Source organism: Paenibacillus sp. BSR1-1 (genome assembly GCF_030403775.1).
Taxonomy (GTDB): domain Bacteria; phylum Bacillota; class Bacilli; order Bacillales; family Cytobacillaceae; genus Neobacillus.
Window position 1 is genome coordinate 62,886 of the sequence record NZ_JAQMWQ010000024.1, and the last position, 15,910, is coordinate 78,795.

Consider the following 15,910-nt stretch of genomic DNA (forward strand, 5'->3'; position numbering starts at 1 on the left):
CTTACATTTATTTTTTTTAAAAAGGAGAGTTGTTCAAATTGGAGAATGTTACCCTTAAGCGTTCACTCGGCCTCTGGGCCATTGTAGGCCTTGGATTAGGCTACATGACGCCGACTATTGTATTTGATACATTTGGAATCGTTTCTGAAGAAACAAATGGTGTTGTTCCTCTTGCCTATCTAACGGCATTGGCTGTTATGTTGTTTACAGCGATTAGTTATGGGAAAATGGCCAAAGTGTTTCCAAGCGCTGGATCTGCCTATACGTATACGAGAGAAACAATGAGCCCTCATCTTGGATTTATTGTTGGCTGGGCAGCCTTGCTTGATTATATCCTCTTACCTATGGTTAATGCCTTGATTATCCGAATTTATATGGTATCCGTCTTTCCTTCGGTTCCAGCATGGATTTGGGTGGTCTGTTATGTCGCCATCGTTACTGCCATTAACGTATGGAGTATGAGTAAAACCTCAAATTTGAATTCCCTCCTTGTTATTTTCGAAGTTGTCTTAATTGGCGCTTTTATAGTTCTCGCTTTTGTGAAGTTATCCCAAGGGATGGGGCAAGGGACGATTTTCACTACGGAACCGCTTTTTCATTCCAATATCCATTTTGGTGCTGTTTTGACTGGAGCCACAGTGGTTTGTTTTTCCTTTATTGGTTTTGATGCCGTCACGATGTACGCTGAAGAGGCCACTGATATAAAGATAATGCCGAAAGCGATTATGTTAACGGTTTTAATCGGCGGCGCCATCTTTTTTATTTGTGGTTACTTCGCCCAAGCTTTATTCCCAGATATTTCGAGGTTTAAAGTAACGGATGATACGTTACCCGAAATTGGATTGTTTGTTGGAGGAACGCTATTTAAACTAGTTTTTCTTGCAGGTGCGTTTGCTGCAACTGTCGCTTCCGGGCTGGCATCCCATGCGAGTGTGGCACGTCTATTATTTGTAATGGGACGGAACGGCGTCCTTCCGAAGAACCTATTCGGCTCGGTTCATCCAAAATTTCGGACACCTGCTTTTAATGTTATTCTTGTCGGGGTAGTTTCACTGCTTGCGATCGCACCGAGTCTTGAGCTTATTTCTTCCTTTATTAACTTTGGTGCGTTGATTGCGTTTACCTTTGTTAATTTGTCGGTTATTGCCCATTTCGTTTTCCGTCAAAAGCGATACAAAACCGGAAAAGATATTTTCTCTTTTCTCGTAATGCCTATCCTTGGAGCATGTACCACGGGGATTTTGTGGTATAACCTCCAAGCAGATGCCCTCATCGGAGGGATTGCTTGGATTGTCATCGGGTTAATCTATTTAGCCTTTAAAACCAAAATCTCAAAAACAAGGATTGTGGATCTTCATTTCGATGAAGCGGAGAAACCTACCACATTATAAGTGGAAGTTACCTGAGTCAGGCGTGATGCCTGGCTTTTTTTGGTTGTTATTTGGGTGGCTTGTTAATTGGAGAATTTTTTAGTTGATTGCTATTTACATTGCCAGCGGTCAGCGGTTTAGAGGTAAATCGGGCACTCTGAACGGCTGACAGTGCCCGCGTCAAGCGATTTAAAGATGTGACGGGCACTCTGAATGACTGACAGTGCCCGCGTCAAGCGATTTAAAGATGTGACGGGCACTCTGGATGGCTGACAGTGCCTGCGTCCTGCGATTTAGAGGTAAAACGGGTACTCTGAAAGGCTGATAATGCCCGCGTCCGGCATTTTAGAGATATGATTGGCACTCCGTCCAATAGCGGTATCCTGTAGAAAAATACGAATTATGCAATATCGCATAATCGACTCATTTTTTCATAGAGAATGCATTTTTCTAAATTAAAAATCGCAATATTCCCCTTTTCTTAAGTTGGCACGAATCTTGCTTCTACTTTAATAACAACAAAAAATGAGGTGTTATGATGGCAATCGATTCTTTAGATTTGAAAAAGAGCGAGGTATTAATGGAAAAGGATAACTCTTTAATTGAGTTCCAGGAAACACTCAGAGAGGCTGCTCAAATCCTGAATTATCCGCCGCAGGTCTTTGAATTTTTAAAGAAGCCGATGAGATTTTTAGAGGTAAGCATTCCTGTTCGGATGGATAACGGGCAGACAGAGATATTTCAAGGATACCGGGCACAGCATAATGATGCATCAGGTCCGACAAAAGGCGGAATACGCTTCCACCCGGATGTGACCCCTGAAGAGGTAAAGGCATTAGCGGGCTGGATGAGCTTAAAATGCAGGATTACCGATCTTCCGTACGGCGGGGCAAAGGGCGGAATTGTCTGCGATCCCCGAATAATGAGCCTTGATGAACTGGAACGCCTCAGCAGGGGCTATGTTAGAGCGGTCAGCCAAATTGTGGGCCCGACCAAGGATATCCCGGCTCCAGATATGTATACAAACTCGCAAATTATGGCGTGGATGCTCGATGAATACGATCATATCCGTGAATTTGATTCACCAGGTTTTATTACAGGAAAACCAATTGCACTGGGCGGCTCAAAAGGAAGAGAAACAGCCACCTCAAAGGGCGTTTTGTACACCCTTGAGATGGTATGCGAATTAAAGAAACAGCCAGTTGAGGAACTAAAGGTAATCATTCAAGGATTTGGAAATGTAGGAAGTTACCTTGCAAAGTATTTATATGATTTAGGAGCTAAAGTTGTTGGAATCAGCGATGTCCTTGGCGGTTTATATGATGAAAACGGCCTCGATATCCCATTCCTCCTCGAAAATAGAGACTCGTTTGGGATAGTAACAAATCGCTTTAATAGCTCCATAACAAATCAGGAATTATTAGAAAAAGAATGCGATGTCTTAATTCCAGCAGCGATTTCCGGGGTCATTCATAAAAAAAATGCCAGCAGGATGAAATGCAATATTATAATCGAGGCGGCGAACGGGCCAACGACAAAAGAAGCACTGAAAATTCTTGATGAGCGAGAGATTCTCGTTGTACCGGATATACTTGCAAATTCAGGTGGTGTGATCGTTTCGTATTTCGAGTGGTGTCAGAATAACCAGGGATATTATTGGACGGAGGAAACCGTTGATAAGAGACTCAAAGAAAAAATTACTCAGAGTTTCCTAAATGTTGTTAATACCTCCAAAAAATATAGTGTTAATTTAAAAATTGCTGCTTATATCGAAGGAATTCAGAAATTAGCCGAAGCCTCAAGACTTAGAGGCTGGCTGAAATATTAAAAGGGAGGAATAGAGTATGAAATTAGAAATTTTATCTGAACAAAAAGAACGCCAGCTTTTACATTACTTTTGCTTAATTTCCAATAATCATCGTTATGATTTGACAATTGGCTATTCAGAGCATTTTTTTGGAAAGGCAATGGTAACTTCAATACAAACAGGGAACATGGTCCTGCTCTGCCAAGAGGACACTTATGCAGAGGAACTTTGGGCCGACAGACTTGGTATCGAGCATGAGGACATTCCGGAATTCCAAGAGTTCTTTGGTCTTGTATTACAAACGGCGCCATATCAGGAACAATATTAAGCAGGGATTGGAGGAGATGCTCTATGTACTTAGGAGTGGTTATAAGCCCATGCTTCGGGAGAATAGAAAAAGTTGCAATCAAAAATGAAGAAAGAATTTATGAATGGGAACCATTATTCATGATAAAAGCTGATGACGGACATGTGGAGATGATCCAAACCGGTGTTAGTGGGGAGGTAGAGTCACTTGAGGTACAGGAAGGAGATAACGTTATTCCTGGAATGGTCCTTGCCTATATAAAAGAAGATTTATTTATCACTGGGAGTGATTAAACGATTGAAAAAGAAGATGGATTATACATCTTCTTTTTTGATGATTTTTTATTTAAAAAATTCTGATTAAAGTGGTAGTATAAGGTTGATAGGATAGAAGGGGATGAAAAATATGTTTTCCGTCGAAATGGAAAAAATCAAGCCAATTATTTCAGTCACAGCAGAACATCAAGAAGAATTAAAATCAACCTTAAACAATATAAAAGAACCCTTTATATTCTTGGAAAAACAAAATCAATTATTTGCCTATGTATCGTTAAACAATCAATTGCTAGAAAAGCTGAGAGAGAATCATTTTTCAATAGATATTTTGCTCAACCACGCAAAGTCCATCGAAAGTATTTGCCATTTAAGCGAGAATATTTCTCTGCCTGCTTTGTTTCAAATTATAGGAGAGCCGTTTGCCATCATAAAAGGCGAAGATGGTAAACCTTCAGGCTACATACGAAGAGAAGATGTTCTGGCCGAGCTATTTAAACAAGAGAATAAAAGCGTTGATTTGCTTAAAATTATTTTAACTTCCATTCCGATGGGAATATTTGTCCTGGATAAGGAAAAACGCATCATCAATTGTAATGAAGCCGGATTAAAAATGATTAAATCAACCGCCGAAAAAGTCTTAAATTTTCCTGCAGAAACGATATTCAGCAAAGAGCACATTGACAATGTGTTTTCAACCGGAAAAACCCTCCTCAACCACCTGGAGATTACGAACGAAATGGGTGTCCTTGTCGATTACAGCCCGATTATGAACTATGATGATGTGGTCGAAGGAATCATTATCGTTGTCCAGGATTTGCCGATGGTTGAAGAAATGGCAATGGAAATTGAATATATTAAGGACTTGAATAAAGACTTAAATGCCATTCTGTCAAGCATATATGATGAAATCCTTGTGGTTAATGCCAAAGGAGAATTAATCAGATTTAGCGATAATATTATTCAGGATTTTTGGAAGGTCGATCTCAAAGAATTAATTGGAAAAAATATTCTAGAGCTTGAGGATCAAGGGCTGTTTACCCCCTCAGTTACTCGACTTGTTTTAGAAAAAAGAAAAAAGGTATCCGTTGTTCAGGAAACAAAAACGGGACGAAAAATTCTAGCCGTCGGAAATCCTGTTTTTAATGAAAAAGGGGACCTTGACCGGATTATTGTGGCTTCAAGGGATATTACCGAGACAACCCGCTTAAAAAGCGAACTTTTGGAAATGCGCAAGATATCAGAACAATATAAGAAAGAATTAGATGATTTTAAATCGAAAGACCGTTTCTTAAAAAAGCTGATCTACTGTAGTCCAAAGATGGAAAAGATTATGAACCAAGTGAAGAAAATCGCCGACTTCTCCTCAACAGTTCTCCTTAATGGCGAATCTGGGGTTGGAAAAGAAGTGATAGCCCAAGCGATACATCAGTTAGGAAAGCGATCTACAAAACCGTTCCTCAAATTAAATTGCGGGGCAATTCCGGAAAACTTATTGGAAAGCGAATTGTTTGGCTATGCAAAGGGCGCTTTTACAGGTGCCGATAAGAATGGAAAAGAAGGGTATTTTAAACAGGCCAATGAAGGTATTTTGTTTCTTGATGAAATTGGCGAGATGCCGATGCATCTTCAGGTGAAACTGCTCAGAGTGCTTCAGGAACAGGAGGTTATTCCAATCGGAAGCACTACGCCAATCAAGGTCAATGTGCAAATCATCGCCGCTACCAATAAAAAATTAGAAAAAATGGTTGAGGAAGGGACCTTCAGAGAAGATTTATTTTATCGCTTGAATGTAATTCCTCTCCATATTCCGCCATTAAGGGAGCGGACGGAAGATATTTCTTTACTATCTTTCCATTTTCTGCAGAAGCTTAATGAAAAATACGACCGAAATTATCATTTAACCCCCGATGCTGTAAATGTCATGGAATTCTATCCATGGCCGGGTAATGTCAGGGAGCTGCAAAACATTATTGAACGATTGGTGGTAACAGCAGATCATTCGGCGATTGATGCCGAATTTGTCAGCCAGTTCTTATCACTCGGATATGAGCACAAAAAAATGAAGCCCGTTATCACCAGAGTTATCCCCTTACAGGAAGCAATCGATCATGTCGAGGAACAACTGATTGTCCTGGCAATGAACCAGTACAAAACAACTACCAAGGCAGCAAAAGCACTGGGGATCAGCCAGTCTTCCGTCAGCAGGAAATATCAAAAAATCCTAAGTGAGAAAAATATGAATATCGAAAACTTATCAACTATTTAACCAAAAGCTGCTTTCAGATATCTAATCTGGGAGCAGTTTTTTATTTATGCACAGATTAATAGTGTTATGCAAAAATGAATAACCTCGCAATTTAATTTTTCTAAAAACACAATTTTACCAAGTTATATGTTTTGGCACGCTTCTTGCAATATAAGTAAGTGAGGGAATCAAAAGGAGGAATTGATAATGGCCGAGGTAAAAAATCGAGTGATAAACCTAAAAATGTACATTGATGGTGAATGGAAAGACGCAGAAAATCGAGAAACACGCCCAGTTATTAATCCTGCAAATGGCGAGGTAATTTCATATGCCCCAGAAGGAACAATTGCCGATGCGCGCGCGGCCATTTACGCTGCCCGCCGAGCATTTGAGGAAGGTGTCTGGTCAGGTTTATCGGCACAGGAACGAGCCTATTATTTATTTAGAATCGCTGACAAAATTGATGAATATGCAGAGGAGCTTACACAACTGGAGACCATGGATAACGGCAAGCCCTTAAGAGAGGCAGGATTTGATGTGGGCGATGCCGCTGCCTGTTTCCGTTATTATGCTGGCCTGATTACAAAGCCAGACGGTTATACGTATCATGTAGCCGACCCAATGCAGGCAATGGTAGTCCGTGAACCAGTGGGCGTGTGCGGTCTGATTGTTCCATGGAATTATCCACTTTTAATGAGCATTTGGAAAATTGCCCCTGCTCTTGCTGCCGGCAATACCATTGTTTTCAAACCTTCAGAAGTGACTCCTGTGACTCCTAAAAAATTGTTCGAAATTTTTGAAGAGGTTGGTCTGCCAAATGGTGTAGCTAATATGGTGATGGGCGCCGGTCCAGTTGTTGGAAACGAAATTGCATCCCATCCGGAAGTGGATATGATTTCATTTACCGGCGGTACGAAAACAGGCAAACATATTATGAAAACAGCGGCCGACACAATGAAAAAGGTTTCGCTTGAGTTAGGCGGAAAATCCCCCAATATCATTTTTGCTGATGCTGATTTTGAAACCGCTGTCGATTATGCATTATTCGGAATTTATGCCGGTGCCGGTCAAGTGTGCTCGGCCGGATCCAGAATTCTGGTTGAAGAGAGTATTTACGAGCAATTTGTCGAACGGTTTGTTGATAGGGCTAAGAAAATTCAAGTGGGACCAGGGAACGATCCTTCCACAGAGATGGGCCCGCTGGTCAGCCAGGAGCATTTGGAGAAGGTTCTTCATTACATTGAGCTTGGAAAGCAGGAAGGTGCAAAGGTCGCTTGCGGCGGCAGCCGAATCGTTCGTGACGGCTTAGGAAATGGATATTTCGTTGAGCCCACCGTTTTTATAGATGTCAAGCAAGATATGCGAATCGTCCAGGAGGAAATTTTCGGACCTGTAGTGGTAATCCAAAAGTTTAAGGATGAAAACGAAGCGGTAAAGCTTGCGAATAGTACGGTTTATGGGCTTGCCGGTGCAGTATTTAGCACGGATGGCGCGAAGGCGCTTAGGGTTATTAAAAAGCTTCGCGCCGGGATTACCTGGATCAATTCCTATCATCCTACTTATAACGAAGCGCCGTGGGGCGGCTATAAACAAAGCGGAATCGGCCGCAGTCTAGGAACATTTGGCCTTGAGGAATTCCAAGAGATTAAACAAATTAATATCAATTTGCAGGTTGAGCCAATTGGCTGGTTTAGAAACTAATACATGATGAGGAGCGATAATATGAGTATCGATTTTAAACAAGAAACGAAGAGCGGGCAGAAGCAAAATGTGACTGATTATATTAACAAGGTTTTAAGTTTAATAGAAAAAGAACAAATCAATCAGGAAGAGGCTGCTTGGATTACAAAGGAAACTGTCGATGGCTTCCGTGAGCACGTAAACCCTGGTTTCCTGGAATACCGCAAAACTGTTACGGAAGGCGGTCAATTCGCAGCTGTTGAATGGTCCGATAACGGCGCCTGCTTTAAGGATGTAAATGGTAAGGAATATGTTGACTGTCTTGGCGGCTTCGGAATTTACAATGTTGGCCACCGCCATCCAAAGGTGGTTAAAGCTGTAACCGATCAGCTAAAGCGCCAGGCCCTTCATAGCCAAGACCTGCTTGACCCGCTTCGCGCCATGCTGGCAAAAATTTTAGCAGATATCACCCCTGGGGATCTGAAATATGCCTTTTTTACCAACAGTGGTACCGAAAGTGTGGAGGCTGCACTAAAGCTTGCAAAAATGTACAGCGAGCGGACCACCTTTATTTCGACGACTCGTGCTTTCCATGGAAAAAGCCTGGGTTCGTTGTCCGGTACAGCAAAAGGAATGTTCCGAAAGCCATTCCTGCCATTAATTCCAGGCTTCCGTCATGTGCCGTTCGGGGATATCGACATGATGAGAAAAACGTTTGAAGTGTGCGCTTCGGTAGGAGAAGACGTTGCTGCGGTTATTTTAGAACCAATTCAAGGCGAGGGCGGTATTATTCTGCCGCCAGAAAACTACTTAAAACAAGTTCGTGAGCTCTGTGACCAATACGGTTCTCTGCTAATTTTTGACGAAGTGCAGACAGGAATGGGCCGTACCGGGAAAATGTTTGCAGCTGAATTGTATAATGTTGTTCCGGATATTATCTGTTTGGCCAAAGCCTTTGGCGGTGGCGTCATGCCGGCAGGTGCGATTGTGGCAAAAGAAGAAGTGTTTAAAAGCTGGTTCCCAAATCCGTTCATGCACACAACAACCTTTGGAGGCAATCCATTAGCATGTGCGGCAGCGATTGCAACAATCGGTATTTTAATAGAAGAAAACCTGCCTGAAAGAGCAGGGGTAGTCGGTGAATACTTCCTTAATCAGCTGAAAGAAGCAGCAAAAGGACATGAAGACAAGGTTCAGGAAATCCGCGGCCAGGGCTTAATGATTGGGATTGAATTCCATAAAGATGAAATCGGCTATGAGGTTTCAAAAGGAATGTTTGACCGCGGCATCCTAGTGGCGGGAACCCTTATCAATTCCAAGACCATCCGTATTGAACCGGCTTTGACAATTAGCTATGAAGAGGTTGATAAAGTTGTCAGCACCTTCAAAGAGGTTTTAGCACAGGTCAAAGCGTAACAAATGAACTTTAAAGGTAGGGATAGGTAAAAGGGGGAGCACGAAATTGGAAAAGAAATACGTCAAGCTCCAAACAGAGATACCAGGACCGAAATCGAAGGAAATCTTGGAGCGAAGAAACAAATTTGTCCCAAAAGGAATCAGTAATAACTGTCATTCCTTTGTTAAAAAAGCACAAGGAGCCGTAGTCGAAGATGTGGACGGTAATCGCTATATTGATTTTGCTGGTGCTATTGGAACGTTAAACGTGGGACATTCTCACCCAAGAGTGGTGAGGGCTTTGCAGGAACAGGCAAGCCAATATGTCCATACTGGCTTTAATGTCATGATGTATGAATCATATATCAATCTAGCCGAAAGACTTTGCGGGCTTGCACCAGGCGATTTTGACAAGCAGGCTGCCTTCTTTAACAGCGGTGCTGAAGCGGTTGAAAATGCCGTGAAGATTGCGCGAAGATATACGAAGCGTCAGGGGATTGTTTCTTTTACAAGGGGCTTCCATGGCAGAACCTTAATGACGATGACGATGACAAGCAAGGTGAAGCCTTACAAGTTCGGTTTTGGCCCCTTTGCCCCAGAGGTCTATAAGGCGCCATATCCATATGTATATCGACGCCCTGATGGAATGAGCGAAGAGCAGTATACGCAGATGATTATGGAGCAATTTGAACAGTTCCTTCTCGCTGAAGTTGCGCCGGAGACAATTGCGGCAGTCGTAATGGAGCCTGTTCAAGGGGAGGGCGGATTCATCGTGCCTGATGCGGCTTTTGTAAAGAGAGTCAGAGAGATTTGTACTCAATATGGCATTTTATTTATAGCCGATGAAATTCAAACAGGATTCGCCCGGACTGGAAAATATTTTGCAATCGATCATTTTGATGTTGTTCCAGATTTAATTACCATCTCCAAATCAATGGGGGCTGGTGTTCCGATCAGCGGCGTGATTGGCCGCGCTGAAATAATGGATGCTGTAGAGGCAGGGGAAATCGGCGGAACTTATTCCGGCAGTCCTCTTGGCTGCAGGGCTGCGCTGACAGTTTTGGACATTATTGATAGTGAAAACCTCAATGATCGGGCAGATAAGCTGGGAGCCCGAGTGATTGAAAAGATGGACCTTCTTGGAGCCCGTTTTAACTGTATTGGAGATGTCCGCGGTTTGGGAGCGATGTGTGCGATGGAAATTGTTAAGGATCGACAGTCTAAAACTCCTGATAAAGAGGCTGTAGGCAAAATAGTTAAAGCGGCCGGAGAGCGTGGCTTGATGTTACTTAGCGCAGGATTGTATGGAAACGTCATCCGTATTCTTATGCCATTAACGATTACAGATGACCAGCTTGAAGAAGGCTTACAAATACTTGAGGAAGCGATGGAATCAGTTTATCTGAAGGATCCTGTCTTATCGGTTGGGGGGAAAGGAAATGGACACGCTTAAGCAAAAATATCAAATCTATCCAATGTATTTAAATGGAGATTGGATTGGCAGTGATTATGAGGTTTTTACAGAAATCATTAACCCAGCTACAAAGGAAGTAGTAGGGGCTGTACCGACTGGTGGTGCCTATGAAGCCAAACAGGCCGTTGATGCTGCCCATAAAGCCTTTAAGCCTTGGTCGAAAAAAACAGCCGATGAACGCTATCAGCTGTTAATGAAATGGTTCTATTTAATAGAAAAACATAAAGATGAGATTGCTAGAATCATGACAATTGAACAAGGAAAGCCCTTGAAGGAAGCTCTTGGTGAGGTCCAGTATGCCAACGGGTTTATCTCCTGGTATGCAGAAGAGGGAAAACGGATTTATGGAGAAACCATTCCGGCATCCCATCCGAATAAACGGATTCTTGTCAGAAAAGAGCCTGTGGGTGTCGTAGCAGCGATTACTCCATGGAATTTCCCTGCTGCGATGATTACCAGAAAAGTAGGGCCGGCGCTTGCAGCTGGTTGTACAGTCGTCGTAAAGCCGGCCACTCAAACACCTCTTACTGCTCTCAAAATGGCGGAGCTTGCTCATGAGGCTGGCATCCCTAATGGTGTCATTAATGTCATTACCGGCAGATCCTCAGAAATCGGGGATGTGTGGTTAAAGGACCCGCGTGTTACGAAGATAACCTTTACGGGCTCAACTGAAGTAGGAAAAATGTTAATGCGTGGCGCGGCTGAAAATGTTAAAAAAGTGTCACTTGAGCTTGGCGGAAATGCCCCGTTTATTGTCATGGATGATGCGAATCTGGAAAAGGCGGCAGTCGGCCTTGTGCAATCGAAATTCCGCAATGCCGGACAGACATGTATTTGTACGAACCGGGTTTATGTCCATGAGGGCGTAGCTGATAAATTTATTAAGCTTTTTCAGGCGGAACTAGAGAAGCTTAAAGTCGGCAACGGACTTCAAGAGGGAACGGATATCGGCCCATTAATTGATAAAGCTGCTTATAAGAAAGTAGAAAGTTTGGTAAGTGATGCGCTTAAAAAGGGTGGAAAAGTCACCTACAGCGGGCTAAAACCTGCTAAAGACACCGGCTATTTCTATGCCCCGACAATATTAACCGATATAAATGACGAGATGGAATGCATGAAGGAAGAGATTTTTGGTCCGCTGGCACCAATTTCTACTTTCAAAACAGAAGAGGAAGTTATTGAAAGGGCTAACAGCTCTTGTTACGGATTAGCTGCCTATGTATACACCGAAAATTTAAGCCGTTCTTTTAGAATAACGGAGCAGCTAGAGTATGGAATCATCGGGCTAAATGATGCCCTGCCTTCTGCCGTTCAGGTTCCATTCGGAGGCTATAAAGAAAGCGGTCTGGGCCGTGAAGGCGGACATTTTGGAATTGAAGAGTTTTTAGAAGTAAAATATATTTCAATCGGTTTAGATATTTAATTAAAAGGTCAAAGTCTCCATAATGGAATTGATAAAAATACAACTAAAAGAAAACAAGCCGTGCCAGCTAAATTATAATCTGCACGGCTTGTTTATTTATGTTTATCTAATACTACTAAGGTTCTATCATCTCGTTACTTTTTGCAGATTTCCGATTAATTGATTCATTTTAAAAAGTAAGTCCATATATTCACCTTTACCAAGGCCGAAATGGGGAATGCACTTTTCAGGCAGTTCAAGTGCATCATCTCTAAGTTTAATGCCTTTTTCAGTCAGCTCTACAAATACTTTGCGCTCATCATCACTTGCCCGGACGCGGCTTAACAAGTCCATCGCTTCCATTCGTTTTAGCATTGGTGTCAAAGTGCCGCTGTCCAAATAAAGGAGTTCGCCAATATCCTTGACGGTCAGCCGCTCATGCTCCCATAAAACCGTTAAAGTTAAAAATTGCGGGTAGGTTAGTTCAAGCTTATCTAATATTGGCCGGTATAATCGGGTTATTTCTCTAGAACAAGCGTATATCGCAAAACATAACTGATTATCAAGTTTTAAAAAATCTTCAGAGTTCAAAAGTCAAATGCCTCCTGATCTATTTAATTGCACACAATTTAATTTACATAAAGTTATTTGGAAAGTCAATCCTTTAATTAATATCAGCATAATTGGAAAAATTACTTTATCTTATTTCGTTCACTGTGTTACGATAGCGTATAAAAGCATACTTGGAAATGAGGGTGGAGAAGTTGATTAAAACCATTTTATTTGACGTAGATGGTGTACTTTTGAGTGAGGAGCATTATTTTGATGCTTCGGCTTTAACCGTTTGGGAGATGTTAATAAGCTGTAATTACTTAGCCTTGTCACCTGAAAAATTTAAAACGGATTATAATGAACTCGAGGTTAAGGAAATAAGAGAGCGTGTGTTTGATCACGACAACGTCCTTAAATTTATGAAATCACGCGGCTTAAACTCTAACTGGGACATGATCTACTTAGCATTCAGCTATCAACTAATCCACTTATTGTCGCAAATTAAGGACACAGAATACGAAAAAATCAGCCAATGGTGTCAGGCACCAATCAACCGGGAAACACTGTTAGAGATCGGCAGGGTGCTCAATAATTATAATACTGAACTGGATTTTAATTTGTTTGTTGAGGATTTTGAACGGTCCAATGCGACGAAGCAGGAGCTTATGGAATATTTAAATGTGGTTGCTGGCGAAAAGCTTGGAGTGGAAACATCTATTTTTAAGGGGAAGGATGAGCTATGGTCTATTTGTGAGCATGTTTCCCAGGAATGGTATGTAGGTGACGAAAATGTTCTAGAATCTACAGGCAGGCCGTCCGTGCAAACAGGTAAAAAAGGTTACTTGGCAAATGAATCCACATTAGCCCCTCAAGAAGAAATTGCTGAACTTTTCGGATTCCTGCGCGCAAATGGTTATGAAATCGGCATTGGCACAGGAAGGCCTGAACTTGAAACCATCCAGCCTTTCCAGCATCTAAACTGGCTGCAGCAATTTGAGAGGAATAGAATAGTTACAGAAGACGATGTCCTAAAAGCGGAAAAACAGCTTATAGAGCGGAAAGCCTTATCAAAGCCGCATCCGTATACATATATTTATGGTCTCCATCGTAAAGGGTTATCAGTTGAAGAATGTTTAAGCCTTCCATTACCAATGGAAAATGGAGAAACGGTTCTAATTGTGGGAGATTCATTAGCTGACCTTCTGGCTGCCAAACAAATGGGCTGCAAAATTGCCGCGGTTTTAACCGGATTATCTGGAAAAGATGCAAGAAGTGAGTTTGAGAAGCATAAGGCGGATTATATTTTGGATTCCGTACTTGATTTGAGAAGTATTTTATAAAAAACAACTCAATTTCATAGTTGTTATTTGCGGAAAAATGCCTTTTATTTAACGAATTTATCTGTTTTATTTGCGAATCAGATTTTATCAGCGAATTTAGTGAGTTTATCAGCGAATCCAGCCGCTTTATCAGCGAATTAAAAAATCCAATCAACAACAAAAGAGGGATTGCACTCACCAGTGCAATCCCTCTTTCTATTAAATACTTTTCACCTTTTCCTGTTCAATCCTGCCAGGTTCAAATGAATCTACATTCGTCAACTCAAGTAATTGTGCTTCCTCGAGTCCATCAATTTGCGTTAATTCACCATGAACATTCGCCTTTAAAGCTTTATCCAGGGTTAATACCATGATTGCTTCTCCGCCGACAGTCGTTCTGCCAACCTGCATCGTACCAATATTAATTTGGTAATCCCCTAATAGTGAACCAACCTTGCCAATCATGCCCGGTACGTCGCGGTGCTTGATATAAAGCAGATATTTTTCTGGCTTCACATCAATCCGGTATTCATTAATTTTTAAGATCCGGGCACCATAACCGTTTAACACGGTTGCGCCAATTTTAGCGGTTTCAAATCCATTAGAAACAGCTAGTTCCATGAAATTGGCAAACCCTTTATTCGTAGCATTTTTCTGCACATTATAAGAAACTCCCTGCTCTTTTAATAAATGAAGAGCATTGATTAGATTAACAGAATCACTTAAATGATAGGATAGCACACCCTTTAACAAGGTCCTGGTCAATAGTTCCGTATCTTCATCAATTAAATCACCGTAATAATTTATCTCGATTTTAGCAGGTGCCTGCTTTTTCAATAGCTGAATAACTAACTGGCCCATTTGATCGCCAAGTAGTAAATATGGCTGCAGCTTTGCCTGTGTTTCACCTGACATTTGCGGCATATTAACGGCATTTTTAATCGATTGAGTTTCAAAAATCTCAATAATTTCGGCGCTAACTTCTTCGGCAACTTTTTCCTGTGCCTCAACAGTAGATGCTCCCAGATGCGGTGTGACAATGATATTTGGATTTTGCAGCAGTTCTGGGTCTGCTACTGGTTCTTTTTCAAATACATCGAGTGCTGCTCCAGCAACATGTCCTGCCACAATCGCCCGAACCAAGGCTTTTTCGTCAATAATACCGCCGCGGGCACAGTTGACAAAACGGACGCCTTTTTTCGTTTTTCGTAAATAGTCATCATTAATAATTCCACGTGTATCATTGGTCAGCGGTGTATGAATGGTTATAAAATCAGATTCCTGAGCAATTAAATCAAGGCTTGCTTTCGTGATGCCCAGTTTTTTCGCGCGGTCCTCCGTTAAATACGGGTCAAATCCTAAAATATTCATGCCAAAGGCTTTGGCACGCTTGGCCACCTCTGTCCCGATTTTACCCATGCCGATAACACCAAGGGTTTTTTTGTACAATTCCACCCCTTTAAAGGAGTTGCGGTCCCATTCGCCTCCCGCGGTTTTTTGATGGGCCTGTGGAATTTTTCGAGCTAATGACAACATCATCGCCAAAGTATGTTCCGTTGCAGCCATTGTATTTGCACCAGGCGCGTTAATGACGATAATCCCTTTACGAGTTGCTGCATTAACATCGATATTATCGACACCCACACCTGCTCTGGCAATCACACGAAGCCGATCAGCTGCTTGAAGCAGTTCTTCCGTTACCTTTGTTTGACTTCGTACTATCAAAGCATCATAGTCACCAATAATCTTTTTTAATTCCTCCGTTGAAAGGGTCGGCTGCCTTTCCACAATAAAATGAGGATGTTCTATTAAACTCTTTAAACCCGTATTGCTGATTCCATCAGTAACTAGCACTTTATACATTGAAACCATCCTTTCAATTTCAAAATTAAATAAAAAGTCCCTCATAACACAGACATAGTAGTCGCGTTATGAGGGACGTAAAGGAACGTGGTGCCACCCTCTTTTGCTGCAAAAATAGCTGCAGCCTCGAAAAAATGTAACGGTTTTCACCGGGCTAGCCTACTAATACTTTCAGCAGCCAGTTCAGAAGGGCTGGGCCGTTTAAGAAAAAGCACCGGTTC

12 protein-coding genes and 1 other annotated feature (1 of these 13 running past the window's edge) are annotated in these 15,910 nt (G+C 41.9%); of the genes, 10 read left to right on the plus strand and 2 right to left on the minus strand.

Annotation, left to right across the window (positions count from 1 at the left end; genetic code table 11):
• Positions 1-38: 38 nt before the first annotated feature.
• From PH210_RS24240 to PH210_RS24280, 9 genes are all read left to right on the plus strand, one after another.
• The gene (locus tag PH210_RS24240) at positions 39-1,391 is read left to right on the plus strand and encodes an APC family permease (protein ID WP_289988951.1); all 1,353 of its coding nucleotides are present in this window, start codon (positions 39-41) and stop codon (positions 1,389-1,391) included.
• A gap of 517 nt (positions 1,392-1,908) precedes the next feature.
• Complete coding sequence (locus tag PH210_RS24245) at positions 1,909-3,198, plus strand: Glu/Leu/Phe/Val family dehydrogenase (protein WP_289988952.1); 1,290 nt, start codon at positions 1,909-1,911, stop codon at positions 3,196-3,198.
• 16 nt (positions 3,199-3,214) lie between these two features.
• Positions 3,215-3,505: an SAV0927 family protein gene (locus PH210_RS24250; protein WP_289988953.1), complete on the plus strand. Its 291-nt coding sequence runs from the start codon at positions 3,215-3,217 to the stop codon at positions 3,503-3,505.
• A 23-nt stretch (positions 3,506-3,528) separates the two neighbouring features.
• A complete protein-coding gene (locus PH210_RS24255; RefSeq protein WP_289988954.1) occupies positions 3,529-3,777 on the plus strand; it encodes a biotin/lipoyl attachment domain-containing protein in 249 nt (82 codons plus the stop codon).
• A gap of 112 nt (positions 3,778-3,889) precedes the next feature.
• Entirely contained in the window at positions 3,890-6,025 is a 2,136-nt protein-coding gene (locus tag PH210_RS24260) for a sigma 54-interacting transcriptional regulator (RefSeq protein WP_289988955.1), read from the plus strand.
• A gap of 207 nt (positions 6,026-6,232) precedes the next feature.
• A complete protein-coding gene (locus tag PH210_RS24265; RefSeq protein ID WP_289988973.1) occupies positions 6,233-7,705 on the plus strand; it encodes an aldehyde dehydrogenase family protein in 1,473 nt (490 codons plus the stop codon).
• A gap of 21 nt (positions 7,706-7,726) precedes the next feature.
• Complete coding sequence (locus PH210_RS24270; protein WP_289988956.1) at positions 7,727-9,100, plus strand: putrescine aminotransferase; 1,374 nt, start codon at positions 7,727-7,729, stop codon at positions 9,098-9,100.
• A gap of 46 nt (positions 9,101-9,146) precedes the next feature.
• Positions 9,147-10,532, plus strand: a complete 1,386-nt coding sequence (gabT, locus tag PH210_RS24275; RefSeq protein WP_289988957.1) for a 4-aminobutyrate--2-oxoglutarate transaminase — start codon at positions 9,147-9,149, stop codon at positions 10,530-10,532.
• Between the two features lie 22 nt (positions 10,533-10,554).
• Positions 10,555-11,976 carry an NAD-dependent succinate-semialdehyde dehydrogenase gene (locus PH210_RS24280; protein WP_289988974.1) on the plus strand — a complete coding sequence of 474 codons (1,422 nt, stop codon included), beginning with the start codon at positions 10,555-10,557 and terminating at the stop codon, positions 11,974-11,976.
• Between the two features lie 126 nt (positions 11,977-12,102).
• Here the strand turns inward: PH210_RS24280 and PH210_RS24285 are convergent, their stop codons facing one another.
• Positions 12,103-12,546, minus strand: a complete 444-nt coding sequence (locus tag PH210_RS24285) for a MarR family winged helix-turn-helix transcriptional regulator (RefSeq protein ID WP_289988958.1) — start codon at positions 12,544-12,546, stop codon at positions 12,103-12,105.
• Between the two features lie 173 nt (positions 12,547-12,719).
• Between PH210_RS24285 and PH210_RS24290 the strand changes: the two genes are divergently transcribed.
• Entirely contained in the window at positions 12,720-13,847 is a 1,128-nt protein-coding gene (locus PH210_RS24290) for an HAD family hydrolase (protein ID WP_289988959.1), read from the plus strand.
• Positions 13,848-14,045: 198 nt separating this feature from the next.
• Here PH210_RS24290 and serA read toward each other — a convergent pair whose 3' ends face one another.
• A complete protein-coding gene (gene serA, locus PH210_RS24295) occupies positions 14,046-15,689 on the minus strand; it encodes a phosphoglycerate dehydrogenase (RefSeq protein WP_289988960.1) in 1,644 nt (547 codons plus the stop codon).
• Positions 15,690-15,757: 68 nt separating this feature from the next.
• Positions 15,758-15,910, minus strand: a binding site (T-box leader) (it continues 59 nt past the right edge of the window).